This window comes from Malikia granosa (assembly GCF_002980595.1).
Classification (GTDB): Bacteria; Pseudomonadota; Gammaproteobacteria; order Burkholderiales; family Burkholderiaceae_C; genus Malikia; species Malikia granosa.
The window spans coordinates 150,377-175,860 of the sequence record NZ_PVLQ01000012.1; the positions used below are offsets into that span (position 1 = coordinate 150,377).

Below are 25,484 nucleotides of genomic sequence, written 5' to 3' on the forward strand. Positions count from 1 at the left end.
GCAGCAAGCATCATAAAAAAAGTCCCGCCTCCAAGGCGGGAGGCGGGACTCTGGCGTGATTGCCCTGGCTCGGCCAGGGCGGGTGGACTTCAGGCCACCGCGTCGGCGCTCTGGCGCTGCAGCATGGCCAGCGTGCTGGCGATGGTCGCGCGCAGCTCGCGGCGGTCGCAGATGAAGTCGACCGCGCCCTTGGTCTGCAGGAACTCGGCGCGCTGGAAGCCCTCGGGCAGCTTGACGCGCACGGTGTTCTCGATCACGCGCGGACCCGCGAAGCCGATCAGCGCCTTGGGTTCGGCGATCACGACATCGCCCATGAAGGCAAAGCCGGCCGAGACCCCGCCCATGGTCGGGTCGGTCAGCACGCTGATGTAGGGCAGGCCCTTCTTGGCCAGCCGCGTGAGCGCGGCATTGGTCTTGGCCATCTGCATCAGGCTCAGCAGGCCTTCCTGCATGCGCGCGCCACCGGTGGCGGTGAAGCAGATGAAGGGCACTTTCTGCTCGATCGCAGTCTCGACGCCGCGCACGAAGCGCTCGCCGACCACCGAGCCCATCGAGCCGCCCATGAAGTCGAACTCGAAGCAGGCCACCACGACCGGAATCGTGTGGATGGCGCCGCCCTGGACGATCAGCGCGTCGGTCTCGCCGGTCGCCTCCAGCGCTTCCTTCAGGCGCTCGGGGTACTTGCGGCTGTCCTTGAACTTCAGCGAGTCGACCGGAATCACTTCTTGGCCGATCTCGTAGCGTCCCTCGGCGTCGAGGAAGGCGTTCAGGCGCTCGCGCGCGCCGATGCGGTGGTGGTGCGAGCAATGCGGGCAGACGTTCTGGTTCTTTTCCAGGTCGGTCTTGTAGAGCACGGCGTCGCAGCTCGGGCACTTGATCCACAGGCCCTCGGGCATGCTGCGGCGTGCGCTCGGGTCGGTGCGGGAAATCTTCGGGGGCAGCAGTTTTTCCAGCCAGGACATGGATTCTCCTTGCTTGATGGCGGTATGGGGTCCGGCCGCAGGAAGGCGGCCGGGCTCGCGAATGGCCGTAATTATGCGCGCAAGCTGTCGAGTGCCTGACGGATGCCGCCCAGGAACTCGGCAGCCACGGGGGCAACGCGCTCGCGCGGCTCGTTCTCGATCAGCTGGATCAGCTTGGTGCCGATCACGACCGCGTCGGCGCTGCGACCCACCGCGCAGGCAGTCGCCGCATCGCGGATGCCGAAGCCCACGCCGACCGGGGTGTTCACATGCTGGCGGATGCGCGGCAGCATGGCCTCGACCGCGTCGGTGTCGAGATGGCCGGCACCGGTCACGCCCTTGAGCGACACATAGTAGACATAGCCGCTGGCGATGCGGCCGACCTGGGCCATGCGCTCGTCGGTCGAGGTCGGCGCGAGCAGGAAGATCAGGTCGAGCCCGTGCGACTTCAGCTGGGCGGCGAACTGCTCGCATTCCTCGGGCGGGTAGTCCACGATCAGCACGCCGTCGACGCCGGCCCCCGCCGCGTCGCGCGCGAAGCTGTCGGCGCCATGCTTGAGTTCGTAGCGCTCGACCGGGTTGGCATAGCCCATCAGCACCACCGGCGTGTTGCCGTCCTGCTGGCGGAACTCGCGCACCATCTCGAGCACCTGGCGCAGGCCGATGCCGAAGGACAGCGCCTTCTCGCCGGCCTTCTGGATCACCGGGCCGTCGGCCATCGGGTCCGAGAACGGCACGCCGAGCTCGATCACGTCGCAGCCGGCCTTGACCATGCCGTGCAGCAGTTCGGGCGTGATGTCGGGGTAGGGGAAGCCCGCGGTGACATAGGGGATCAGCGCCTTGCGGCCCTGGGCCTGCAGCTGCTGGAAGGTGGTTTCGATGCGGCTCATCTTGGTTTCCTCAGGCGCGCGGGCTCAGGGTGACGGGCTCGTACTCGCCCTTGACGGTCTGGCCGCGACAGCTCGGGCGGCAGTAGAAGTCGGCCTTGGACAGGTCGGCGACGGTGCCGATGTCCTTGTCGCCGCGGCCCGACAGATTGACCAGGATGGTCTGGTCGCTGCGCATGGTCTTGGCCAATTTCAGCGCGTAGGCCAGCGCATGGCTGGACTCGAGCGCGGGGATGATGCCCTCGGTGCGGCACAGGTAGTGGAAGGCGTCGAGCGCCTCCTGGTCGGTGATGCCGACATACTCGGCGCGGCCGATGTCCTTCAGGTAGGCGTGCTCGGGGCCGACGCCGGGGTAGTCCAGGCCGGCGCTGACGCTGTGCGTCTCGGTGATCTGGCCGTCCTCGTCCTGCAGGATGTAGGTGCGGTTGCCGTGCAGCACACCGGGCTGGCCCAGCTGCAGCGAGGCCGAGTGCTTGCCGCTCTCCAGGCCCTCGCCAGCCGCCTCGACGCCGATCAGTCGCGTCTTGTCGTGCGAGATATAGGGGTGGAAGATGCCCATCGCGTTGCTGCCGCCGCCGACGCAGGCGATCACGGCATCGGGCTGCAGCTCGGCGCCGTTGCCCGGCAGGCGCAGCTCGCCCAGCATCTCGGGCATCTGGGTCAGGCATTCCTCGCCGATCACGCTCTGGAAGTCGCGCACCATCATCGGGTAGGGATGCGGGCCGGCCACGGTGCCGATGATGTAGAAGGTGTTCTCTACGTTGGTGACCCAGTCGCGCATCGCCTCGTTCAAGGCGTCCTTCAGCGTCTTGCTGCCGGATTCGACCGGCACCACGGTGGCGCCGAGCAGCTTCATGCGGTAGACGTTGGGGCTCTGGCGCTTGACGTCCTCGGCACCCATGTAGACCACGCATTCGAGGCCGTAGCGCGCGCAGATGGTCGCGGTCGCCACGCCATGCTGGCCGGCGCCGGTCTCGGCGATCACGCGCGGCTTGCCCATGCGCTTGGCGAGCATGGCCTGGCCGATCACGTTGTTGATCTTGTGTGCGCCGGTGTGGTTCAGGTCCTCGCGCTTGAGGAAGATCTGCGCACCGCCCATCTCGCGGCTGGTGCGCGCGGCGTGGTAGATCGGGCTCGGGCGGCCGACGAAATGCTTGAGCTCGTAGTGGAACTCGGCCAGGAAGGCCGGGTCATGCTGGTACTTCGCGTAGGCGTCCTTGAGCTCCTGGATCGCGTGCGTCAGGGTCTCGCTGATGAAGCTGCCGCCGTAGGGGCCGAAATGGCCGCGGGCGTCGGGTTGGTGGTAGTCAAACATGGCGACTCCGTGAGGTATTGGGCGGCCGATGCGGCGTGGGCACCGGCCTGGAATGGGGGGTGGCCAGGCCGGTGCGGCCTGTTCCTGCTGCGCTCAGCCCAGGTCGGCCTCGCGCACGGCGGCGATGAAGCGATCCATGAGCTCCGCGCTCTTGATGCCCTTGGCAGTCTCCACGCCTGAACTGACGTCAACTGCCCAGGGGCGAACCAGCCTGATCCCTTCGGCCACGTTTGCAGGTGTGAGTCCACCAGACAAGACGAGGCGAGAGCCGGCGCTTAGTCGAGGATGTGACCAATTGAAAGCTGTCCAGTCAAAAGCGACGCCGCCGCCGCCGTAGCCCTGCACATGGGCGTCCAGCAGGATGGCCTGGGCATCGGCGTAATCCTGGGCATATTCTAGAAGATCGAAGCCCTGGGCGTCTGCGCCCACCGGAACGCGCGCGGCGCGGATGAAGGGGCGACCGGCGGCCCGACATTGCTCCGGCGTCTCGTCGCCATGGAACTGCAGCAGCGCGTTGGGCACCGCCTGCAGGCCGGCGGCGATCTCGGCCGCGCTGGCATTGACGAACAGCAGCACCGGGGTCACGAAGGGGGGCAGCAGCCGGGCCAGTTCGCCGGCGCGGGCCGCAGTGACCGCGCGCGGGCTGTTGGGGTAGAGCACGAAGCCGATCGCGTCGGCGCCGGCCTGCACCGCGTGCTGCACGTCGGCCTCGCGCGTCAGGCCGCAGATCTTGATTCTTGTGCGTTTCATCATCCTGGCAACCAGTCGAAGCCGGCCACGGTATCGGGCAGGCCCCAGTGCGCTTCGTAGCGGGGCCCGAGGAAGTAGAGCCCGTCGGGCGAGAAGGTCGGCGCCGCGATCTCGCGGCTGCGCGCATCGCGCACCTCGGCCATCCATGCGGGCGGACGCAATCCCTGGCCGACCGCCAGCAGGCAGCCCATGATGTTGCGGATCATGTGGTGCAGGAAGGCGCTGGCCTCGAACTCGAAGCGCCAGTAGGCGCCGTGGCGGCTGATGTCGATCCGGCGCAGGTCCTTGACCGGCGACAGCGCCTGGCATTGGGCGGCGCGGAAGCTGCTGAAGTCATGCTCGCCGAGCAGATGCTGGGCGGCGGCGTCCATCGCGGCCAAGTCGAGCGGGCGGAACACCCAGCCCACGCGCCCGCTGTCCAGGCTCGGGCGCACCGGCGACTCGAGCAGCACATAGGCGTAGCGCCGCGCAATCGCGCTGGCGCGGCAGTGGAAGGCGGCGGGCACCTGATGCGCCCACTGCACCGCGATGTCGTCGGGCAGGTAGCGGTTGGTGCCGCGTACCCAGGAATTCATGACGCGTTCGACCTCGGTGTCGAAGTGCACCACCTGCATCAGGCCGTGCACGCCCGCATCGGTGCGTCCGGCGCACAGGGTCGAGACCGGCCGGTCGGCGAATTGCGCCAGCGCCTTTTCGAGCTGGTCCTGCACGGTCCGGCCGCTGGGCTGGCTTTGCCAGCCCTGGTAGGCGCTGCCGAGATAGCTGATACCGAGTGCAATCCGCAAGATGGGTCTTTTCTCAGAGAAGTCAGAAGGGGCGGTGGCCCTGGCCTGGCCGCCGTGCAAGATGGTGCGGCTGGCGCTGTGCCTGGGGCCAGGTTCCGGCCGCAGCCGGAAGGTGGAGCGAACTCGAGGTCGCCAGCCGGCCTGCAGGGCAGGGGCTGGCGACTTGGTTCACGTCAGGCGGCCAGCAGGATGCGCAGCATGCGGCGCAGCGGCTCGGCAGCGCCCCACAGCAGCTGGTCGCCGATCACGAAAGCCGACAGGTACTCGGGGCCCATGTTGAGCTTGCGCACGCGGCCGACGCCCACTTCGAGCCCGCCGGTGATGGCGGCCGGGGTCAGTTCCTTGACGGTGATCGCGCGGTCGTTCTCGACGAACTTGACCCAGGGGTTGCCGCCCTTGATGATGGCCTCGATCTCTTCCAGCGGCAGGTCCTTCTTGAGCTTCAGGGTCAGCGCCAGGCTGTGGCAGCGCATCGCGCCGATGCGCACGCACAGGCCGTCGACCGGAATGGTGGCTTCGGTGCCGAGGATCTTGTTGACCTCGGCCTGGCCCTTCCACTCTTCCTTCGACTGGCCGTTGGGCAGCTGCACATCGATCCAGGGGATCAGGCCACCAGCCAGCGGGGCGCCGAAGAACTCGGTCGGAACGTCCTCGCGGATGGTCTTGGCGACCTTGCGGTCGATCTCGAGGATGGCCGAAGCCGGGGTCGCCAGCTCGTCAGCCACGGCGGCATGGACCACGCCCATGCCCTTGAGCAGCTCGCGCATGTGGTTGGCGCCGCCGCCCGAAGCCGCCTGGTAGGTCATCGAGCTGACCCATTCGACCAGGCCAGCCTTGAACAGGCCGCCCAGGCCCATCAGCAGGATGGAGTTGGTGCAGTTGCCGCCGATCCAGTTCTTGCCGCCGTTGGCCAGCGACTGCTTGATCAGCTCGTCATTGACCGGGTCGAGCACGATCACGGCATCGGATTCCATGCGCAGCGACGAGGCCGCGTCGATCCAGTGGCCTTGCCAGCCAGCCGCACGCAGCTTGGGGAAGACTTCCTTGGTGTAGTCGCCGCCCTGGCAGGTGATGACGATGTCGCATTGGCTCAGCGCCGCGATGTCGTTGGCGTCCTGCAGCTGGGTGTGCTGCTTGGCCTGCGCCGGGGCCTTGCCGCCAGCGTTCGAAGTCGAGAAGAAGATCGGTTCGATATGGTCGAAGTCGCCTTCGGCCACCATGCGGTCCATCAGGACCGAACCCACCATGCCGCGCCAGCCCACGAGGCCGACCAGATTGCCCACTTTGCTCATCGCAAACCCTTTCAAGTTACAAAAGATGGGGCCTGGGGCCCCGTTTGGTTTTGCCCGGCTCGTCTGGCCGGGTAGGGGCGCGACGAACCGGAGCTGAATCAGCCCTTAATGGTGGTCTTGGTGATGGCAGCCACCACCGCGTCGCCCATTTCGCGCGTGCTCACCCGCTTGGTGCCTTCCGACCAGATGTCGGCCGTGCGGTAGCCCGCGGCGAGCACGTCCTTGACCGCCGCTTCGATGCGATCGGCGGCTTCGGCTTGGTTGAGGGAAAAACGCAACATCATGGCAGCAGACAGGATTGTAGCCAAGGGGTTGGCAATGCCCTGGCCCGCGATGTCGGGCGCGCTGCCATGGCTGGGCTCGTACAGGCCCTGGCCCTTGGCGTTGAGGCTGGCCGAGGGCAGCATGCCGATCGAGCCGGTCAGCATCGAGGCCTCGTCGCTCAGGATGTCGCCGAACATGTTGCCGGTGAACAGCACGTCGAAGGCCTTGGGCTTCTTGACCAGCTGCATCGCGGCGTTGTCGACATACATGTGCTCGAGCGCCACGTCCGGGTATTCCTTGGCGACCTCGGTCACGACATCCTTCCAGAACTGGAAGGTCTCGAGCACGTTGGCCTTGTCGACGCTGGTGACCTTCTTGCTGCGCTTGCGCGCGGCCTGGAAGGCGACATGGGCGATGCGCTCGATCTCGGGACGCGAGTAGCGCATGGTGTCGAAGGCTTCCTCGGTGCCCGGGAAATGGCCGTCGGTCGCGATGCGGCGGCCGCGCGGCTGGCCGAAGTAGATGTCGCCGGTCAGCTCGCGGATGATCAGGATGTCGAGGCCGGCGATCAGCTCGGGCTTGAGGCTCGACGCACCGACCAGTTCCTCGTAGCAGATCGCGGGGCGGAAGTTGGCGAACAGGCCCAGGTGCTTGCGCAGGCCCAGGATGGCCTGCTCGGGGCGCAGCGGGCGGTCCAGCTTGTCGTATTTCCAGTCGCCGACGGCGCCGAACAGGATGGCGTCGGATTCCTGTGCCAGCTTGAGCGTGGACTCGGGCAGCGGGTGGCCGTGCACCTCGTAGGCGGCGCCGCCGACCAGGGCCTGTTCCATCTGAAGGTCGAGGCCGAGGGTATTCAGGACCTTGACCGCTTCGGCGACGATTTCGGTGCCGATGCCGTCACCAGGAAGAACTGCGATTTTCATGCGTGATCCATTGCTGGCGGCCGCTTGCGCGGTCGCCGTCATTCAAAAGGGGGTGGCCAGCTTCAGCCGTTCATGCTGTGGGCCAGCCAGGGCTTGGCCTGCAGGCGCGTGGCCTCGAAGGCCTTGATCTTGTCGGCATGGCGCAGGGTCAGGCCGATGTCGTCGAGGCCGTTGAGCAGGCAGTACTTGCGGAAAGGCTGGACCTCGAAGGCGATCTCGCTGCCATCGGGCTTGACGATGGCCTGGCGTTCCAGGTCGATCGTCAGTTCATAGCCCGGGTTCGCGGCGACCTCGTCGAACAGCTGCGCCACGGTGGCCTCCGGCAGCACTATGGGCAGCAGGCCGTTCTTGAAGCAGTTGTTGAAGAAGATGTCGGCGAAGCTCGGCGCGATGACGGCGCGGAAGCCGTACTGGTCGATCGCCCAGGGCGCATGCTCGCGCGAGGAACCGCAGCCGAAGTTCTTGCGCGCCAGCAGCACCGAGGCGCCGGCATAGCGCGGCTGGTTCAGCACGAAGTCCGGGTTCGGCTGCCGGCTGGCCGGGTCCTGGCCGGGATAGCCCGCGTCCAGGTAGCGCCACTCGTCGAACAGGTTCGGGCCGAAGCCGGTCTTGCGGATCGACTTGAGGAACTGCTTGGGGATGATCGCGTCGGTGTCGACGTTCTCGCGGTCCATGGGGGCGACGACCCCCTTGAGGATAGTGAATTTTTTCATAAATCAGCAAGCTAGCAATCTGACTCCGATTTTGGGTTCGTCACATTTCGGGCCACAAGCCTGCAATGTCACAACGCATAGGCAGACAGACAAAGTACAGATAAAAGTCTTCATGCGTCTAGCGTCTGATTTATTTCAGGCGAATTGGCGGATGTCGACGAAATGGCCCTCGATCGCCGCGGCAGCGGCCATCGCGGGGCTGACCAGGTGGGTGCGGCCACCCGCGCCCTGACGGCCTTCGAAGTTGCGGTTGCTGGTCGAGGCGCAGCGCTCGCCCGGCTCGAGACGGTCGGCATTCATCGCCAGGCACATCGAGCAGCCCGGTTCGCGCCACTCGAAGCCGGCCGCCTTGAACACCTGGTCCAAGCCTTCGGCCTCGGCCTGCGCCTTGACCAGGCCCGAGCCCGGGACCACCAGCGCCTGCTTGACATTGGCTGCGACCTGGCGGCCGAGCTTTTGCACCAGGGCAGCGGCTTCGCGCATGTCCTCGATCCGGCTGTTGGTGCAGGAGCCGATGAAGATCTTGTCGACCGGGATCTGGCTCAGCGGGGTGCCGGCCTTCAGGTCCATGTAGGCCAGCGCGCGCTCGATCGCGCCGCGCTTGTTCGGGTCCTGTTCGTCGGCCGGGTTCGGCACCACGGCAGTCACGGGCAGCACCATCTCGGGCGAGGTGCCCCAGGTGACCTGCGGCTCGATTTGCGCCGCGTCGAGTTCGACCACGGTGTCGAACACCGCGTCGGCGTCGGAATGCAGCGTCTGCCAGTAGGCGACGGCGGCATCCCATTCGGCGCCGGTCGGAGCCAGCGGGCGGCCCTTGACGTAGGCTATCGTCTTGTCGTCGACCGCGACCAGGCCGGCACGCGCACCGGCCTCGATCGCCATGTTGCAGACCGTCATGCGGCCTTCCATCGACAGGGCGCGGATCGCGCTGCCGCCGAACTCGATCGTGTAGCCGGTGCCGCCGGCGGTGCCGATGCGGCCGATGATGGCCAGCACGATGTCCTTGGCGCCGACGCCCGGGGCGCAGTCGCCCTCGACCTTGACCAGCATGTTCCTGGCCTTCTTGGCCAGCAGGGTCTGGGTCGCCATCACATGCTCGACCTCGGAGGTACCGATGCCATGCGCCAGCGCGCCAAACGCGCCGTGGGTCGAGGTGTGCGAGTCGCCGCAGACCACGGTCATGCCGGGCAGGGTGGCGCCGTTCTCGGGGCCGACCACGTGCACGATGCCCTGGCGCTGCGACATGAAGGGGAAGAAGGCCGCCGAGCCGAATTCCGCGATATTGCTGTCGAGCGTGGTGATCTGCTCCTTGGAGATCGGGTCCTCGATGCCGTCATAGCCCTTGTCCCAGCCGGTGGTCGGGGTGTTGTGGTCGGCGGTGGCCACGACCGAGCTGACGCGCCAGAGCTTGCGGCCCGCTTCGCGCAGACCCTCGAAGGCCTGCGGACTGGTGACTTCGTGCACCAGGTGGCGGTCGATGTACAGCACCGCGGTGCCGTCTTCCTCGACGTGGACGACATGCTCGTCCCAGATCTTGTCGTAAAGGGTGCGTCCCATGCGTGAATCTCTCGTGACTCGTTGTGGCCAAACTTCAGATTTTAGGCCCAGTGGCCGGATCGGAACGGAAAAAGCCCGCACGAGGCGGGCTTTTGATGGCGTCTGCGTTCAGGCAGGGCAGCGCATCAGCGCTGTGCCAGCGGCGGCACGTCGCGCTTGACGGAGCCGGTGAACAGCTGGCGCGGACGGCCGATCTTGTACTCGGGGTCGCTGATCATCTCGTTGAGCTGGGCGATCCAGCCGACGGTGCGGGCCAGCGCGAAGATGCCGGTGAACAGGTTGACCGGGATGCCGATCGCACGCTGGACGATGCCGGAGTAGAAGTCGACGTTCGGGTAGAGCTTGCGCTGCACGAAGTAGTCGTCTTCCAGCGCGATCTTCTCGAGTTCCTTGGCCAGCTTGAACAGCGGGTCGTTCTCGAGGCCGAGCTCGGCCAGCACTTCGTTGCAGGTTTCCTGCATCAGCTTGGCGCGCGGGTCGTAGTTCTTGTAGACGCGGTGACCGAAGCCCATCAGCTTGACGCCGGAGTTCTTGTCCTTGACCTTCTCCATGAACTCGCCGACCTTGGCGACACCGCCGCTGGCCTGGATCTCTTCGAGCATGTTCAGGCAGGCTTCGTTGGCGCCGCCGTGAGCCGGACCCCACAGGCAGGCCACGCCGGCGGCGATGGCCGCGAACGGGTTGGTGCCCGACGAGCCGCACAGGCGCACGGTCGAGGTCGAGGCGTTCTGCTCGTGGTCGGCGTGCAGCGTGAAGATGCGGTCGACGGCGCGCTCGATCACCGGGTTGACCACGTAGTCCTCGCAAGGCGTGGCGAACATCATGCGCAGGAAGTTGCCAGCGTAGGACAGGTCGTTGCGCGGGTAGACGAAGGGCTGGCCCATGCCGTACTTGTAGGCCATGGCGACCAGGGTCGGCATCTTGGCGATCAGGCGGATCGCGGCGATCTGGCGATGCTCCGGATTGTTGATGTCGGTGCTGTCGTGGTAGAAGGCCGACATGGCGCCGACCAGGCCGGTCAGCACGGCCATCGGGTGCGCGTCACGGCGGAAGCCACGCAGGAAGTACTGCATCTGCTCGTGCACCATGGTGTGGTTGATCACGAGGCTGTGGAAGTCCTTGCGCTGGCTTTCGTTCGGCAGTTCGCCGTTGAGCAGCAGGTAGCAGGTGTCGAGGTAGTCGCAGTTGGTTGCGAGCTGCTCGATCGGGTAGCCGCGGTACAGCAGTTCGCCCTTGTCGCCGTCGATGTAGGTGATGGCCGACTGGCAGGAAGCGGTCGACAGGAAGCCCGGGTCGTAGGTGAACATGCCGGTCTGTGCATACAGCTTGCGGATGTCGATCACGTCCGGACCGATGTTGCCGGCGTAGACCGGGAGATCGACGCTGGGGGCGCCGTTGCTGAACGACAAGGTGGCTTTGTTGTCAACGAGTTTCATAGCTTCTCCTAGGGGCACTGTTGTGAGTGGGGCTCTGTGTTCAATGCCGGGTGCGCAGGACACCCAGCAGTTCGACGACTTCGTCACAGGCGAGTTCGTCCTGTGGCTCTTTGCGCTGCAGCAACAGATCGAGCAGGTCGTTATCCGACAGGTCCATCAGTGCAGTCATCGCACGAGCCTGACGCACCGTGATGCAAGATTCATGCTCAGCGAAGAAACGTTCGATGAACAGGTCGTTCTCGAGCAGGCCGCGCCGGCAGCGCCAGCGCAGCTTGCTCAGAGCACGTTCATCCAGCAGGTCGGTGTCGTTCATGCTTCGTGCGGGTTAGGGACGTCAGATGGCGCGGCGGACCATCAGTTCCTTGATCTTGCCAATCGCCTTGGTCGGGTTCAGGCTCTTGGGGCAGACATCCACACAGTTCATGATGGTGTGGCAACGGAACAGGCGGTACGGGTCCTCAAGGTTGTCGAGGCGCTCGGCGGTCGCGTCATCGCGGCTGTCGGCGATGAAGCGGTAGGCCTGCAGCAGGCCGGCCGGGCCGACGAACTTGTCCGGGTTCCACCAGAAGCTCGGGCAGCTGGTCGAGCAGCTCGCGCACAGGATGCACTCGTACAGGCCGTTGAGCTCCTCGCGCTCCTCGGGCGACTGCAGGCGCTCCTTCTCCAGCGGCGGGGTCTGGTTGATCAGGTAGGGCTTGACCGAGTGGTACTGCTTGAAGAACAGCGTCATGTCCACGATCAGGTCGCGGATCACCGGCAGGCCCGGCAGGGGCTTCAAGGTGATCACGCCCGGCAGCGTGTTCATGTTGGTCAGGCAGGCCAGGCCGTTCTTGCCGTTGATGTTCATCGCGTCCGAGCCGCAGACGCCTTCGCGGCAGCTGCGACGGAAGGAGATCGAGGGGTCGACCGCCTTCAGCTTCATCAAGGCGTCGAGCAACATGCGCTCATGGCCGTCGAGTTCGACCTCGATGGTCTGCATGTAGGGCTTGGCGTCCTTCTCGGGGTCGTAGCGGTAGATCTTGAAAGTGCGTTTTGCCATTTGGTGCTCCAGTTCGCTGCGCTTAGAAGGTACGGACCTTCGGGGGAACGGATTCCACCGTCAGCGGCTTGAGGTTGACCGGCTTGTAGGTCAGGCTGTTGTCGGCGCTGTGCCACAGGGTGTGCTTCATCCACTCCTTGTCGTTGCGGCCCAGCGGGAATTCGGCGTCGTCGGCGCCGCGCTCGTAGTCGTTGACGGTGTGCGCGCCGCGGCATTCGTGGCGGGCAGCAGCCGAGGTCATCGTCGCCTGTGCGGCTTCGATCAGGTTGTCGACTTCCAGCGCCTCGATGCGCGCGGTGTTGAACACCTTGGACTTGTCCTTCAGCGTGATCTTGGCGACGCGCTCGCGCATCGCATTGATCTTCTTGACGCCTTCGTCCATGCTGGCCTGGGTGCGGAACACGCCGGCGTGTTGCTGCATGGTCGCGCGCAGGTCGTTGGCCACGTCCTGGGCGTATTCGCCGTCGGTGCTGGCATCCAGGCGAGCCAGGCGCGCCAGGGTCTTGTCGGCGGCGTCCTTGGGCAGCGGCTTGTGCTCGGCCTTGCGGTCGAGGTTGGCGACGATGTGGTTGCCGGCCGCGCGGCCGAACACCAGCAGGTCGAGCAGCGAGTTGGTGCCCAGACGGTTGGCGCCGTGCACCGAGACGCAGGCGCATTCGCCGACCGCATACAGGCCGTTGACGACCGCCTGGCCGCCGTTGCCGTCAGGGGTGACGACCTGGCCGTGGATGTTGGTCGGGATGCCGCCCATCTGGTAGTGGATGGTCGGCACCACCGGGATGTCTTCCTTGGTGATGTCGACGTTGGCGAAGTTGACGCCGATCTCGTACACCGAGGGCAGGCGCTTGTGGATGGTCTCGGCGCCCAGGTGGCTGAGCTTGAGCATCACGTAGTCCTTGTTCGGACCGCAGCCGCGACCTTCCTTGATCTCCTGGTCCATGCAGCGCGAGACGAAGTCGCGCGGTGCCAGGTCCTTCAGGGTCGGGGCATAGCGCTCCATGAAGCGCTCGCCGTTGCTGTTGAGCAGGATCGCGCCTTCGCCGCGGCAGCCTTCGGTCAGCAGCACGCCCGCGCCGGCCACGCCGGTCGGGTGGAACTGCCAGAACTCCATGTCCTGCAGCGGGATGCCGGCGCGCGCCGCCATGCCCAGGCCGTCACCGGTGTTGATGAAGGCGTTGGTCGAGGCAGCGAAGATGCGGCCGGCGCCACCGGTGGCCAGCAGCGTGGTCTTGGCTTCGAGGATGTAGGTGTCGCCCGTCTCCATCTCGAGCGCGGTGACGCCGAGCACGTCGCCCGAGGCGTCGCGGATCAGGTCCAGCGCCATCCATTCGACGAAGAAGGTGGTGCGGGCTTCGACGTTCTGCTGGTACAGGGTGTGCAGCATCGCGTGGCCGGTACGGTCGGCTGCGGCGCAGGCGCGTTGCACCGGCTTCTCGCCGTAGTTGGCGGTGTGGCCGCCGAACGGACGCTGGTAGATGGTGCCGTCCGGGTTGCGGTCGAAGGGCATGCCGAAATGCTCGAGCTCGTAGACGACTTTCGGCGCTTCGCGGCACATGAACTCGATCGCGTCCTGGTCACCCAGCCAGTCCGAACCCTTGATGGTGTCGTAGAAATGGTAGTGCCAGTTGTCTTCCGACATATTGCCCAGCGAGGCGGACACGCCGCCCTGCGCCGCGACCGTGTGCGAGCGGGTCGGGAACACCTTCGAGAGCACGCCGACCTTCAGGCCGGCACGCGCGAGCTGCAGCGAGGCGCGCATGCCGGAGCCGCCGGCTCCGACGATGACGACGTCGAATTTACGCTTGGGGAGGTTTGCGGTTGCAGTCATGGCGTATCAGAGCTTCCAGAGAACAGAGTAGGCCCAGCCGGCGCAGCCGACCAGCCAGACGAGGGTCAGGACATGCAGCGCCAGGCGGATACCCGCGGGCTTGACGTAGTCCATCCAGATGTCGCGCACGCCGATCCAGGCGTGCCAGTGCAGCGACAGGATCACGCCGAAGGTCAGGAATTTCATCCATTGCGCGGCAAAGATGCCGGCCCAGACTTCGTAGCCGATCGGGCCGCTGCTGAAGATCACTTGGGCCAGCAGCGCCACGGTGAAGAGGGCCATCAGCGTGGCGGTCACGCGCTGGACCAGCCAGTCGCGCAGACCGTAATGGGCGCCGGTGACGACGCGCTTGGAACCGTAATTGACGGACATGAATCAGTTCTCCTTCTAGTGGGGGAGCGCGGACAGGGCCGGTCCCGCCAGGTCAATGGGTGGGGTCAGTACAGGCCGAACAGCTTGGCGCCCAGCACCACGGTCAGGCCCAGGCTCAGCACCAGGGTCACCTGGGCCGAGGACTTGCCGAATTCCTTGGTCACCGAGTGGGTCATGTCCATGTAGAGGTGGCGCACGCCCGCGATGAAGTGGTGCAGATAGCCCCAGATCAGTGCCAGCACCACCAGCTTGACCAGCACGCCCGGCACGAAGCCGATGCCGCTGTCGAAGGCTGCCGTGAAGCGCTCGTAGGACAGCTCCGAGCTCAGCGACGCGTCGAACAGCCACACGACCAGCGGCAGCAGGAAAAACATCAGCAAGCCGCTGATACGGTGCAGGATCGACACCCAGCCCGCCGCCGGCAGGCGGTAGGTCGGCAGGTCCTGGAGGGCGTTGATGTTGCGGAACTCGGGCCGCTTTTTGCTCAGCTCTGTCATGGATGGACTTTCTGTTGGCTTGAGGACAGTTAGGTAAGCCGTAGGTAACCCTGCGGAATTCCTGTGTTGATGAAAACTTTCGGATTCTATTGCAATGCAATATGCATCTAGCTGCTATGGCGTGTTGAGACCATTGTCGAGTCAGGCTTGTTGGCCTCAACTCAGTTCGTTGTGGTAGTGGTGCTTGTCGGTGCGGTAGAGGCCGCGGCGGTATTCCATCGGCGTGTCGTTGTAGGTGTAGGCCACGCGCTCGACGCTCAGCAGCGGAAAGCTCGCCGCCACGCCCAGGGTCGCGGCCGATTCCGCATCGGCAGCCACCGCCTTGAGCCTTTCGTCGGCGCGCACCATGCGCACGCCGAACTGGCGCTCGAACAGGGCGTACATCGCGCCTTGGTGATTGGCCAGGGTCTCGAGGCTGAGTCCCTTGAACGGGCTGCCCGGCAGCCAGAGGTCTTCCAGGATGGTCGGCGTGCCCTGGAAGGACAGCACCCGCCTGACCTCGAACACCGGATCGCCCGAGCGCAGTCCCAGCCGGTGGGCGATCTCGGCCGGTGCGCGCAGGCGCCGGAAGTCGAGGATCTGGCGCTCGGCCGGTCCCTGGCCGTCGCGGTTGCCGCTGTCGGGCTCGAGCCGCAGGAAGCGGTACTGCACCTGCTGCTCGGAATGGGTGGCGACGAAAGTGCCCTTGCCCTGGCGCCGCACCAGCAGGTTGTCGGCGGAGAGTTCGTCGATGGCCTTGCGCACCGTGCCCTGGCTGACGCGAAAGCGTCCCGCCAGCTCGAGTTCGCTCGGGATCAGGTCGCCTGGTTTCCACTCGCCGGCCTGCAGGCTTTGCAGCAGCAGACCCTTGATTTGCTGGTAAAGCGGGCTGAAGGCCGGCGTCGCGCTGCCGGACACAGCCTGGCCCGCTTCGCTGCCGAAGCTCGGGGGGTTGACCTCTGGGGTCCTGGGGCTGGAGGCGGGCGGGGTCTGGGCCATGATCGGGTGCAATCATATCTTATATAAGACATAAGACAAATTGACTTGGCCCTTTTTTGCAGGGTAAACTCGATCAAGTTACTTTTCTCTCAACTGTTGCATTTCTGGAGTGTTCTCATGAGCAAGAAGCCCGTTCGCGTTGCCGTCACTGGCGCTGCTGGTCAAATCGGTTACGCCCTGCTGTTCCGCATCGCCTCGGGCGAAATGCTGGGCAAGGACCAGCCGGTCATCCTGCAGCTGCTCGAGATCCCCGACGAGCGCGCACAGAACGCCCTCAAAGGCGTGATCATGGAGCTGGAAGACTGCGCCTTCCCGCTGCTGGCCGGCATCGAAGCCCACAGCAACCCGGAAGAAGCGTTCAAGGACACCGACTACGCGCTGCTGGTCGGCGCCCGTCCGCGTGGCCCGGGCATGGAGCGTGCCGACCTGCTGGCCGCCAACGCCGCCATCTTCACCGTCCAGGGCAAGGCGCTGAACAAGGTCGCCAGCCGCAACGTCAAGGTGCTGGTGGTCGGTAACCCCGCCAACACCAACGCCTACATCGCGATGAAGTCGGCCCCGGACCTGCCGGCCAAGAACTTCACCGCCATGCTGCGCCTGGACCACAACCGTGCTGCCTCGCAGATCGCCGCCAAGACCGGCAAGGCCGTCGGCGACATCAAGAGCCTGACCGTCTGGGGCAACCACTCGCCGACCATGTACGCCGACTACCGCTTCGCCACCATCAACGGCGAGTCGGTCAAGGACATGATCAACGACCAGGTCTGGAACGCTGAAGTGTTCCTGCCGACCGTCGGCAAGCGCGGCGCCGCCATCATCGCCGCCCGCGGCCTGTCCTCGGCTGCCTCGGCTGCCAACGCCGCCATCGACCACATGCGCGACTGGGCCCTGGGCTCCAACGGCGAGTGGGTCACCATGGGCGTGCCGTCCAACGGCGAATACGGCATCCCGGCCGGCATCGTGTTCGGCTTCCCGGTCACCACCGAGAACGGCGAGTACAAGATCGTCGAAGGCCTGGAAATCGACGCCTTCTCGCAGGAATGCATCAACAAGACCCTGGCCGAGCTGCAAGGCGAAGCCGACGGCGTCAAGCACCTGCTGTAATCCTTGCGGGAGCTGCAGGTGAAGCATCCGCGTGAGGTGTTGCTGGGGGCACAAGCCGGCGCGGTCGCGCTGCCGGTCTGCGACCACTACAGCGGTGTCGAGGCGCGCATGCGCAAGAGCCTGCAGCTGCAGGCCGAGTTCTCGCAGCGCTTCGGCGCCTGCGTCTTCGACGTGACGCTGGACTGCGAGGACGGAGCAGCCGTCGGCGCCGAGGCCGAGCATGCCCAGCTCGTCACCGAGCTGGTGCAGGGCCTGGATTTTTCTGCTGCGATCCGCCCGCGCGTCGGCGTGCGCGTGCATGCGGTCGATCACCCGGCCTTCGAGGCCGACGTGGCGCAGATCGTCGGTGCGGTGGGTCATCGCCTGTCGCACCTGATGGTGCCCAAGGTCGAGTCGGTGGCCGATGTCGAGCGCGCCGTCCGGTCCATGGATGCCGCCGGTGGCCATGAGCTGCCGCTGCAGGTACTGATCGAGTCGCCGGCCGCGGTGCATCGCGCCTTCGAGATCGCTGCGCATTCGCGCGTGCAGTCGCTGAGCTTTGGCCTGATGGATTTCGTCTCCGCCCATGGCGGTGCCATCCCCTCGGATGGCATGGGCCTGGCCGGGCAGTTCAGCCACCCGCTGGTGCTGCGCGCCAAGCTCGAGATCGCCAGCGCCTGCCATGCCCATGGCAAGGTGCCCTCGCATTGCGTCGTGACCGAGTTCAAGGACCGGGCCGCGATGAAGCAGGCGGCGCAACGTGCCGCGCGCGAGCTCGGCTACACCCGCATGTGGAGCATCCACCCCGACCAGATCGAGCCCATCCTCGAGGCTTTCGCGCCGACCGCGCAGGAGGTCGAGAAATCGGCCCGCATCATCGCCGCGGCCCATGCCGCGGACTGGGCGCCGATCGCGCTCGACGGCCAGCTGCACGACCGTGCCAGCTACCGCTACTACTGGCAGACGCTGGAGCGCGCGCACCAGACCGGCTGCCCGCTTCCGCCCGAAGCGGTCGTCTTTTTCTGAACCGGGATCTTCCCCTAGGAGTCTCCATGGCGATCCACCGTAACCTGATGCTGGCCCGCCTGGTGGCGGCCGCCGGCGCCAGCCTCTTCCTGCTCGGCGCGCAGGCCGCCAGCGAGCCCCAGCGCAAGGCCAAGCCTGCGTCGGCCAAGCCGGCCGCTGTCGCCCCGGTCCCGCTGAACGACGAGGAGCTGCTGCTGTCGACCCAGGTGTCGATCGGCAACATCCCGTGCGAACTCGGCCAGAGCGTGAACCTGCGCGCCGATGCCGACGCGCCGGGCTATTTCCACCTGCAACTCAAGAACCAGCGCTTCCACATGCGCCCGGTCGCGAGTGCCACCGGCGCCCTGCGCCTGGAAGACCAGGCGCGCGGAGCGGTCTGGCTCCAGCTCGCCAACAAGTCGATGCTGATGGGTCCGGGCCAGCGCCTGGCCGATGAATGCATGAGCCCGCTGCAGGCAGCCTATGCCGAGCATCTCAAGCACAACCCGGCCCCGAACTTGCTTGACGTGGCGCAGAAGTCACGCTGACCCTCAATTACAAGAATCTTTAACTGGAGCTATAACGATGCTGCAAGCCTACCGTCAACATGCCGCCGAGCGCGCCGCGCTGGGCATCCCGCCGCTGCCGCTGGACGCCAAGCAGGTCGCCGACCTGATCGAGCTGATCAAGAACCCGCCCGCTGGCGAGGAAGAATTCCTGCTCGACCTGCTGACCCACCGCGTGCCCCCGGGCGTCGACGATGCCGCCAAGGTCAAGGCCAGCTTCCTGGCCGCCGTCGCGCATGGCGACATCGCCGTTGCGCTGATCTCCAAGGCCAAGGCTACCGAGCTGCTCGGCACCATGGTCGGCGGCTACAACGTGCATCCGCTGATCGAGCTGCTCGACGACGCCGAAGTGGCGGGCGTGGCCGCTGATGCGCTGAAGAAGACGCTGCTGATGTTCGACTTCTTCAACGACGTGGCCGAGAAGGCCAAGGCCGGCAACGCCAAGGCCAAGGAAGTGATGCAGAGCTGGGCCGATGCCGAGTGGTTCACCAGCCGTCCCGAAGTCGAGCAGAAGATCACCGTCACCGTCTTCAAGGTGCCGGGCGAGACCAACACCGACGACCTGTCGCCGGCTCCTGACGCCTGGAGCCGTCCGGACATCCCGCTGCACTACCTGGCGATGCTCAAGAACACCCGTCCCGACGCGGCCTTCAAGCCCGAGGAAGACGGCAAGCGCGGCCCGATGCAGTTCATCGAGGACCTGAAGAAGAAGGGTCATCTGGTGGCCTATGTCGGCGACGTGGTCGGTACCGGTTCCTCGCGCAAGTCGGCGACCAACAGCGTGATCTGGGCCACCGGCGCCGACATCCCGTTCGTGCCGAACAAGCGCTTCGGCGGCGTGACCCTGGGCGGCAAGATCGCTCCGATCTTCTTCAACACCCAGGAAGACTCCGGTTCGCTGCCGATCGAGGTCGATGTCTCCAAGCTCGAGATGGGCGACGTGATCGACGTGCTGCCCTACGACGGCAAGATCGTCAAGAACGGCGAGACCGTGGCCGAGTTCAAGCTCAAGAGCGACGTGCTGTTCGACGAAGTCCGCGCTGGCGGCCGCATCAACCTGATCATCGGTCGCAGCCTGACCGCCAAGGCGCGCGAGTTCCTGGGCCTGCCGGCTTCCACCCTGTTCCGCCTGCCCACCCCGCCGGTCGAGACCAAGGCCGGCTTCACGCTGGCGCAGAAGATGGTCGGCCGTGCCGTCGGCCTGCCGGAAGGCCAGGGCGTGCGCCCGGGCACCTACTGCGAACCGAAGATGACCACCGTCGGCTCGCAGGACACCACCGGCCCGATGACGCGCGACGAACTGAAGGACCTGGCCTGCCTGGGCTTCTCGGCCGACCTGGTGATGCAGTCCTTCTGCCACACCGCCGCCTATCCGAAGCCGGTCGACGTCAAGACCCACCGCGAGCTGCCGGCCTTCATCAGCAGCCGTGGCGGCGTGGCGCTGCGTCCGGGCGACGGCGTGATCCACAGCTGGCTCAACCGCCTGCTGCTGCCCGACACCGTCGGCACCGGCGGTGACTCGCACACCCGCTTCCCGATCGGCATCTCCTTCCCGGCTGGCTCCGGCCTGGTCGCCTTCGGCGCCGCCACCGGCGTGATGCCGCTGGACATGCCCGAATCGGTGCTGGTCCGCTTCAAGGGCGAGATGCAGCCTGGCGTGACCCTGCGCGACCTGGTGCACGCGATCCCGCTGTACGCGATCAAGGCCGGTCTGCTGACCGTGGCCAAGGCCGGCAAGAAGAACATCTTCTCGGGCCGCATCCTCGAGATCGAAGGTCTGCCGGACCTGAAGGTCGAGCAGGCTTTCGAGCTGTCCGACGCCTCGGCCGAGCGTTCCGCTGCCGGCTGCACCATCAAGCTCAACAAGGAGCCGGTGGCCGAATACCTGAAGTCGAACGTCGTTCTGATGAAGAACATGATCGCCGACGGCTATGCCGACGCCAAGACCCTGGCGCGCCGCATCGAGAAGGTCGAGGCCTGGCTGGCCAACCCGAACCTGCTCGAGGCCGACAAGGATGCCGAGTACGCCGCCGTCATCGAGATCGACCTGGCCGACATCACCGAGCCGATCGTCTGCTGCCCGAACGACCCGGACGACGCCAAGTTCCTGTCCGAAGTGGCCGGCACCCAGATCGACGAGTCCTTCATCGGTTCCTGCATGACCAACATCGGTCACTTCCGCGCCGCGGCCAAGCTGCTCGGCGGCCAGCGCGACATCCCGGTCAAGATGTGGGTCGCTCCGCCGACCAAGATGGACCAGACCGAGCTGATCAAGGAAGGCCATTACTCGGCGTTCGGCGCCTCCGGCGCCCGCACCGAGATGCCGGGCTGCTCGCTGTGCATGGGCAACCAGGCGCAGGTGCGCGAAGGCGCGACCGTGATCTCGACCTCGACCCGCAACTTCCCGAACCGTCTGGGCAAGAACACCAATGTGTTCCTGGGCTCGGCCGAACTGGCGGCGATTGCCTCCAAGCTGGGCAAGCTGCCGACCAAGGAAGAGTACCTGGCCGCGATGGGCGTGATCGACAACGACAAGGCCAGCGTCTACCGCTACATGAACTTCGACCAGATCGAGGAATACGCGGAAACTGCCAAGGGCGTGACCGTCTGAGCGGTCGGCCACTGAGCTGAAAGCGTCGAGCCCCCGGTGCCGTCAGGCCCGGGGGCTTTTTTGTTTCCCACCCGACCGATCGCGGGCTTTCTGCCCAGGAGAAGGAGAACGGGAAAGATGGTTTTGGATCGATATGCTTACTTGTATCCCATGACAATATTGGTACATTGGCCATAAGTTGTCAAAATTATCTTTTGGTAAGATGAATCCGGGATTGGTTACTCATGACAACAGGATTCATGCAAGGGAGGAAAAAAATGATCGAACATGTCTGGCTGGAACACGGCATCGTCCGTTGGCATATCGGCGCCGTCAGCGCGCAGCAGTATCAGTTGTCGAACGCCGAGTTGCGCGCGGACGGCCGCTTTGCCGGCGTGCATTACCTGATCGACGACTTCCTCGACTGCACCGCCTTGCCTGAGCTCGAACCCCTGGCTTCCGGGTCTCTCATCGGTGCGGACTGGACGCCGCCGAGGGCTGAATTCCGGCAGGCCATCGTGTCGAGTTCCGCCGCCTTGCGCGAACGTGCCTATCGCCTGGCTGTGACCAGCCTGCGCAGTCCGGCCACGATGAAGTTCTCCGAGATGGCCAAGGCCCGTGAATGGGTCAAGGGCGACATGCCCGAGCGCGACAGCGCCACGCTGCAATGGGCGGGTGCCGGCATCGCGGCGGCGCCAGCGGCCTACGCGCGGGCGCGCTGAGCCTCAGATCCCCGCCAGTTTCTGCACCAGTTCGACCGAGCTGCCGGCCTGGTACTTGCGCAGCAGGCGGGCGCGGTAGATCTCGACCGTGCGCGGGCTGATGCCCAGCGCCTTGCCGATCTCCTTGGCCGTCAGGCCTTCCAGCACCCGGGCGGCCACCTCGCGCTCGCGCGCGGTCAGGTCGGCCTTGAACGGCCGGCGCGCGCTCAGGTCCTCGAAGCTCCAGATGCCGGCCGCATGCGGGTCCTTGCGATCGAGCGCGCGGCCGCTGACATGGCACCAGAACAGCTGGTCCTTGAAGCGTCCGTCGACCCGCTTCATCAGGCGGTCGTCGGAATAATGTCCCTTGGCGTTCAGGATCGGCACCAGCCGTTCGCCGATGCGCTCGTACTCGTCGGCGCTCGGGTAGAGCAGGCGGAAGGACTGGCCGACCAGCTGCTCGCGGCTGGCGCCGAACATCTCGCAGACTGCCGCGTTGCAGTCGAGCATGATGCGGTGGCGCGACAGCACGAGTCCGATCGGTGCGAGTTCGAAGGCGAGCTGGTAGTCGGTGGCGGTAGCGGCAATAGGCACGGTGCGGGCACGCGGCTTGCGTGTTGGGGTTGAACTTTAGGCAATACTACGTATGCCAATACGTAGTATCGTAGGACTTTCCACAGCAATTGGACAGGAGCGAGCAAGCATGAACAAGGTGTATCCGAGCGCGGCCGCCGCCCTCGAGGGCGTGGTGGCCGACGGTCAGCTGATTGCCGTCGGTGGCTTCGGCCTGTGCGGCATTCCCGAGGCGCTGATCGATGCGCTGCGCGACAGCGGCGTCAAGGACCTGACGGCGATTTCGAACAACGCCGGCGTCGACGGTTTCGGCCTCGGCAAGCTGCTCGAGACGCGCCAGATCAAGAAGATGATCTCGTCCTATGTCGGCGAGAACAAGGAGTTCGAGCGCCAGTACCTGGCGGGTGAACTGGAGCTGGAATTCACGCCCCAGGGCACGCTGGCCGAGAAGCTGCGCGCCGGCGGCGCCGGCATTCCGGCCTTCTTCACCAAGACCGGCGTCGGTACCCTGGTGGCCGAGGGCAAGGAGCTGCGCGAGTTCGGCGGCGAAACCTATGTCATGGAGCATGCGCTGTTCCCCGACGTCGCGCTGATCAAGGCCGACGTGGCCGACATGTCGGGCAACCTGCGCTTCAACCTGACCGCGCGCAACTTCAACCCGGCCGCCGCGACCGCGGGCAAGATCTGCATCGTCGAGGTCGAGCGCGTCGTTCCCACCGGCGAGATCGCGCCCGATGACGTGCACCTGCCCGGCATCTACGTGCACCGCATCGTGCACAACCCGACCCCGGAAAAGCGCATCGAGAAGCGCACCGTCCGCGACCGTAAAGTCTGAACAATGATTTTGGGGACAGACCTTCAGTTCTGTCCCTAGCCGAATGACTTTGGTGACAGATCTTTAGCTCTGTCACCAACTAGATAGAGGAGTTTGAAATGGCCTGGACCCAAGACCAGATGGCCGCGCGCGCGGCCCAGGAGCTGCAGGACGGCTTCTACGTCAACCTCGGCATCGGCATCCCGACGCTGGTGGCCAACCATGTGCCCGACCATGTCGAGGTCTGGCTGCAGAGCGAGAACGGCATGCTCGGCATCGGTCCCTTCCCCTACGACGACGAGGTCGACGCCGACCTGATCAACGCCGGCAAGCAGACCGTCACCACGCTCAAGGGCTCGTCGATCTTCGGCAGCGACCAGAGCTTTGCGATGATCCGCGGCGGCAAGATCAACCTGTCCATCCTGGGCGCGATGCAGGTGACCGGATCGGGCGACCTGGCCAACTGGATGATCCCGGGCAAGATGGTCAAGGGCATGGGCGGCGCGATGGACCTGGTCGCCGGAGTCAAGCGCGTGATCGTGCTGATGGAGCATGTGGCGCGCAAGAAGGACGGCAGCACCGACCTCAAGATCCTGCCCGAGTGCACGCTGCCGCTGACCGGCAAGGGCGTGGTCGACCGCATCATCACCGACCTCGGCGTGATGGACGTCACGCCCGAGGGCCTCAAGCTGGTCGAACTGGCCGACGGCGTGACGCGCGAGGAAATCCAGAGCAAGACCGGCGTGCCGCTGCTCTGATCCGCTCCCGATACCCGCCCCGCGCGGGCCGGCCCGGCCGCTGCCAGCCAGCGCGCCGGGCTTTTGCCTTGCGGGAGGCGGTCGCTGGCGTCGGTTACATTGAAGGGCTCCGATCGCCTTGCTCTCCCGATGTCCTTGCTTCTGAATCAACCCGACTGGCTCTGGGTTCCCGTGGTGCTGTTCGCCGCGCTGGCGCAGACCTTCCGCAACACGGCCCAGCGTTCGCTGACCACCGAGCTCGGCGTCTGGCCGGCGACGCTGGTGCGCTTTCTCTACGGCCTGCCGTTCGCGCTGGTCTACCTGGCCGCGCTGTATCTGTTCTTTGCGCCGGCGCGCGTGCTGCCTGCCTTCAGCTGGGCCTATCTGGCCTGGATAGCCTGCGGCGCGGCGTTCCAGATCGCTGCCACGGCGGCGCTGCTGCTGGCGATGAAGGAGCGCAATTTCGCGGTCGCGGTGACGCTGGCCAAGACCGAGGTGCTGCAGGTCGCGCTGTTCGCGCTCGTCTTCCTGCACGAGCTGCCGACCGCGCTGGGCCTGCTCGCGATGCTGCTGGCCACGCTGGGCGTGATCGTGCTGTCGCTGCCGGCGCGCGGCCAATGGCGGTCGCTGTCGGCCTGGCTGAGTCGCCCGGCGCTCTACGGCCTGGCCGCCGGAGCCGGTTTCGCGCTCGCGACCGTGTGTTTCCGCGGCGGCGCGCTGGCGCTCGGTGCCGAGTCGCCCTGGGTCTCGAGCGCCTGGGGCGTGCTGCTGGCGCAGGGGCTGCAGTCGCTGTTCATGGGGGCCTGGGTGTCGCGCTGCACGCCGCAGGGTCTCGCGCCGCTGTGGCGCGCCTGGCGGGTCTCGCTGCTGACGGGCGCGATGGGCGCCGCCGCCTCGATCGCCTGGTTCACCGGCTATGCCCTGCAGAGCGTGGGCAATGTGCGCACCCTGGGCATGGTCGAGGTGGTGTTCAGCTACGTGATCTCGCGCCGCGTCTTCAGCGAGTCGATCCGCTGGCAGGAAAAGGCCGGCATGGCGATGATGGTGGCCGGGCTGGTGCTGATCTGCCTGCGCTAGAACGGCGCTGCACTCTCGAAGCGCAGCCGCTCGCCCGTGACCGGGTGCGGCAGGTCGATGCAGCAGGCGTGCAGCAGCAGGCGCGGCGCGGCAGCCAGCGCCGCGTCGTCGGCATAGAGCTCGTCGCCCAGGATCGGGTGCCCGATCGCCTGCAGGTGCAGGCGCAGCTGGTGCGAGCGGCCGGTGACGGGTTCGAGTTCCAGCCTGGCGGCATCGAGCTCGGCTTGCCGTTGCTGGCCGAGCAGCCGCCAGCGCGTGTGGCTGGGCTTGCCGGTCTCGAGGCAGACCTTGCTTTTGGGGCGGTTCGGCCAGTCGACGATCAGCGGCAGGTGGATGTCGCTCCAACCTTGCCCATCGGCGCCGCAGGCGTCGGGGATGCCGGCGACCAGCGCCTGGTAGCGCTTGTGCACCAGGCGCTTGGCGAAGGCCGTGCTGAGTGCCGATTGCGCCGCGGCGCCGCGCGCCATCACGATCAGCCCCGAGGTGCCCATGTCGAGCCGGTGCACGATCAGCGCGTCGGGGTATTGGGCCTGCACGCGTGCACTCAGGCAGTCGGCATTCTCCGGGCCGCGTCCGGGCACCGAGAGCAGGCCGGCCGGCTTCTCCAGCACCAGCAGCGCCGCGTCGGCGTACAGCAAGGTCAAGCCGTCGGGGACCGCGAGGCGGCGCAGCGGACGCGGCGCCAGCGTCGTGGGCGCTCCGGCCGGGCTGGAATCGGCTGCCGCGAGCGGTGAGTCCAG

General features: G+C 66.1%; 26 protein-coding genes. 8 read left to right on the forward strand and 18 right to left on the reverse strand.

The window, feature by feature from the left end; translation table 11 throughout:
- Positions 1-89: 89 nt before the first annotated feature.
- The 16 genes from accD to C6P64_RS04125 all read right to left on the reverse strand — a co-directional run bounded on the left by accD (position 90) and on the right by C6P64_RS04125 (position 15,598).
- On the reverse strand, positions 90-962 hold the full coding sequence (gene accD, locus C6P64_RS04050) for an acetyl-CoA carboxylase, carboxyltransferase subunit beta (RefSeq protein WP_105747305.1): 873 nt from the start codon (positions 960-962) through the stop codon (positions 90-92).
- Between the two features lie 71 nt (positions 963-1,033).
- Complete coding sequence (gene trpA, locus C6P64_RS04055) at positions 1,034-1,852, reverse strand: tryptophan synthase subunit alpha (protein WP_105747306.1); 819 nt, start codon at positions 1,850-1,852, stop codon at positions 1,034-1,036.
- Between the two features lie 10 nt (positions 1,853-1,862).
- Positions 1,863-3,164, reverse strand: coding sequence for a tryptophan synthase subunit beta (gene trpB / locus C6P64_RS04060; RefSeq protein WP_105747307.1), 1,302 nt, complete (start codon positions 3,162-3,164; stop codon positions 1,863-1,865).
- 93 nt (positions 3,165-3,257) lie between these two features.
- Entirely contained in the window at positions 3,258-3,914 is a 657-nt protein-coding gene (locus tag C6P64_RS04065) for a phosphoribosylanthranilate isomerase (protein ID WP_105747426.1), read from the reverse strand.
- Complete coding sequence (gene truA / locus C6P64_RS04070) at positions 3,914-4,699, reverse strand: tRNA pseudouridine(38-40) synthase TruA (RefSeq protein WP_105747308.1); 786 nt, start codon at positions 4,697-4,699, stop codon at positions 3,914-3,916. The genes C6P64_RS04065 and truA overlap by 1 nt, the downstream gene beginning before the upstream one ends.
- 173 nt (positions 4,700-4,872) lie before the next feature.
- Positions 4,873-5,991, reverse strand: coding sequence for an aspartate-semialdehyde dehydrogenase (gene asd, locus C6P64_RS04075; protein WP_105747309.1), 1,119 nt, complete (start codon positions 5,989-5,991; stop codon positions 4,873-4,875).
- Positions 5,992-6,089: 98 nt separating this feature from the next.
- Positions 6,090-7,178: a 3-isopropylmalate dehydrogenase gene (gene leuB / locus C6P64_RS04080; RefSeq protein WP_105747427.1), complete on the reverse strand. Its 1,089-nt coding sequence runs from the start codon at positions 7,176-7,178 to the stop codon at positions 6,090-6,092.
- Between the two features lie 62 nt (positions 7,179-7,240).
- Complete coding sequence (leuD, locus tag C6P64_RS04085; RefSeq protein ID WP_105747310.1) at positions 7,241-7,891, reverse strand: 3-isopropylmalate dehydratase small subunit; 651 nt, start codon at positions 7,889-7,891, stop codon at positions 7,241-7,243.
- Between the two features lie 135 nt (positions 7,892-8,026).
- Positions 8,027-9,448, reverse strand: coding sequence for a 3-isopropylmalate dehydratase large subunit (gene leuC / locus C6P64_RS04090; protein ID WP_105747311.1), 1,422 nt, complete (start codon positions 9,446-9,448; stop codon positions 8,027-8,029).
- A 125-nt stretch (positions 9,449-9,573) separates the two neighbouring features.
- The gene (gltA, locus tag C6P64_RS04095; protein WP_105747312.1) at positions 9,574-10,884 is read right to left on the reverse strand and encodes a citrate synthase; all 1,311 of its coding nucleotides are present in this window, start codon (positions 10,882-10,884) and stop codon (positions 9,574-9,576) included.
- A 40-nt stretch (positions 10,885-10,924) separates the two neighbouring features.
- Complete coding sequence (locus tag C6P64_RS04100) at positions 10,925-11,197, reverse strand: FAD assembly factor SdhE (protein ID WP_105747313.1); 273 nt, start codon at positions 11,195-11,197, stop codon at positions 10,925-10,927.
- 21 nt (positions 11,198-11,218) lie between these two features.
- Complete coding sequence (locus tag C6P64_RS04105) at positions 11,219-11,923, reverse strand: succinate dehydrogenase iron-sulfur subunit (RefSeq protein ID WP_105747314.1); 705 nt, start codon at positions 11,921-11,923, stop codon at positions 11,219-11,221.
- Positions 11,924-11,945: 22 nt separating this feature from the next.
- On the reverse strand, positions 11,946-13,751 hold the full coding sequence (gene sdhA / locus C6P64_RS04110; RefSeq protein ID WP_105747315.1) for a succinate dehydrogenase flavoprotein subunit: 1,806 nt from the start codon (positions 13,749-13,751) through the stop codon (positions 11,946-11,948).
- Between the two features lie 6 nt (positions 13,752-13,757).
- Positions 13,758-14,123, reverse strand: a complete 366-nt coding sequence (gene sdhD, locus C6P64_RS04115) for a succinate dehydrogenase, hydrophobic membrane anchor protein (protein ID WP_105747316.1) — start codon at positions 14,121-14,123, stop codon at positions 13,758-13,760.
- 65 nt (positions 14,124-14,188) lie between these two features.
- Positions 14,189-14,620 (reverse strand): succinate dehydrogenase, cytochrome b556 subunit, encoded by a 432-nt coding sequence (sdhC, locus tag C6P64_RS04120; RefSeq protein WP_105747317.1) that lies wholly within the window; start codon positions 14,618-14,620, stop codon positions 14,189-14,191.
- Between the two features lie 156 nt (positions 14,621-14,776).
- A complete protein-coding gene (locus C6P64_RS04125) occupies positions 14,777-15,598 on the reverse strand; it encodes a GntR family transcriptional regulator (RefSeq protein WP_105747318.1) in 822 nt (273 codons plus the stop codon).
- Between the two features lie 117 nt (positions 15,599-15,715).
- Here C6P64_RS04125 and C6P64_RS04130 point away from each other — a divergent pair, with 117 nt between their 5' ends.
- From C6P64_RS04130 to C6P64_RS04150, 5 genes are all read left to right on the forward strand, one after another.
- Complete coding sequence (locus C6P64_RS04130) at positions 15,716-16,702, forward strand: malate dehydrogenase (RefSeq protein WP_105747319.1); 987 nt, start codon at positions 15,716-15,718, stop codon at positions 16,700-16,702.
- An 18-nt stretch (positions 16,703-16,720) separates the two neighbouring features.
- Complete coding sequence (locus tag C6P64_RS04135) at positions 16,721-17,707, forward strand: HpcH/HpaI aldolase/citrate lyase family protein (protein ID WP_245911621.1); 987 nt, start codon at positions 16,721-16,723, stop codon at positions 17,705-17,707.
- 26 nt (positions 17,708-17,733) lie between these two features.
- Positions 17,734-18,234 (forward strand): hypothetical protein, encoded by a 501-nt coding sequence (locus tag C6P64_RS04140; RefSeq protein WP_146115859.1) that lies wholly within the window; start codon positions 17,734-17,736, stop codon positions 18,232-18,234.
- 37 nt (positions 18,235-18,271) lie between these two features.
- On the forward strand, positions 18,272-20,863 hold the full coding sequence (gene acnB, locus C6P64_RS04145; protein ID WP_105747321.1) for a bifunctional aconitate hydratase 2/2-methylisocitrate dehydratase: 2,592 nt from the start codon (positions 18,272-18,274) through the stop codon (positions 20,861-20,863).
- A gap of 257 nt (positions 20,864-21,120) precedes the next feature.
- Complete coding sequence (locus C6P64_RS04150; protein WP_105747322.1) at positions 21,121-21,564, forward strand: hypothetical protein; 444 nt, start codon at positions 21,121-21,123, stop codon at positions 21,562-21,564.
- 3 nt (positions 21,565-21,567) lie between these two features.
- Here C6P64_RS04150 and C6P64_RS04155 read toward each other — a convergent pair whose 3' ends face one another.
- Complete coding sequence (locus tag C6P64_RS04155; RefSeq protein ID WP_245911622.1) at positions 21,568-22,137, reverse strand: PAS and helix-turn-helix domain-containing protein; 570 nt, start codon at positions 22,135-22,137, stop codon at positions 21,568-21,570.
- A 109-nt stretch (positions 22,138-22,246) separates the two neighbouring features.
- On the opposite strand from C6P64_RS04155, the gene C6P64_RS04160 reads away from it, so the two are divergent.
- The 3 genes from C6P64_RS04160 to C6P64_RS04170 all read left to right on the forward strand — a co-directional run bounded on the left by C6P64_RS04160 (position 22,247) and on the right by C6P64_RS04170 (position 24,744).
- Entirely contained in the window at positions 22,247-22,951 is a 705-nt protein-coding gene (locus C6P64_RS04160; protein WP_105747323.1) for a CoA transferase subunit A, read from the forward strand.
- A 98-nt stretch (positions 22,952-23,049) separates the two neighbouring features.
- Complete coding sequence (locus C6P64_RS04165) at positions 23,050-23,688, forward strand: CoA transferase subunit B (RefSeq protein WP_105747324.1); 639 nt, start codon at positions 23,050-23,052, stop codon at positions 23,686-23,688.
- A 129-nt stretch (positions 23,689-23,817) separates the two neighbouring features.
- Positions 23,818-24,744: an EamA family transporter gene (locus C6P64_RS04170; RefSeq protein ID WP_105747325.1), complete on the forward strand. Its 927-nt coding sequence runs from the start codon at positions 23,818-23,820 to the stop codon at positions 24,742-24,744.
- Here the strand turns inward: C6P64_RS04170 and C6P64_RS04175 are convergent.
- Positions 24,741-25,484 carry an RluA family pseudouridine synthase gene (locus C6P64_RS04175; RefSeq protein WP_425436714.1) on the reverse strand — a complete coding sequence of 248 codons (744 nt, stop codon included), beginning with the start codon at positions 25,482-25,484 and terminating at the stop codon, positions 24,741-24,743. The genes C6P64_RS04170 and C6P64_RS04175 overlap by 4 nt on opposite strands.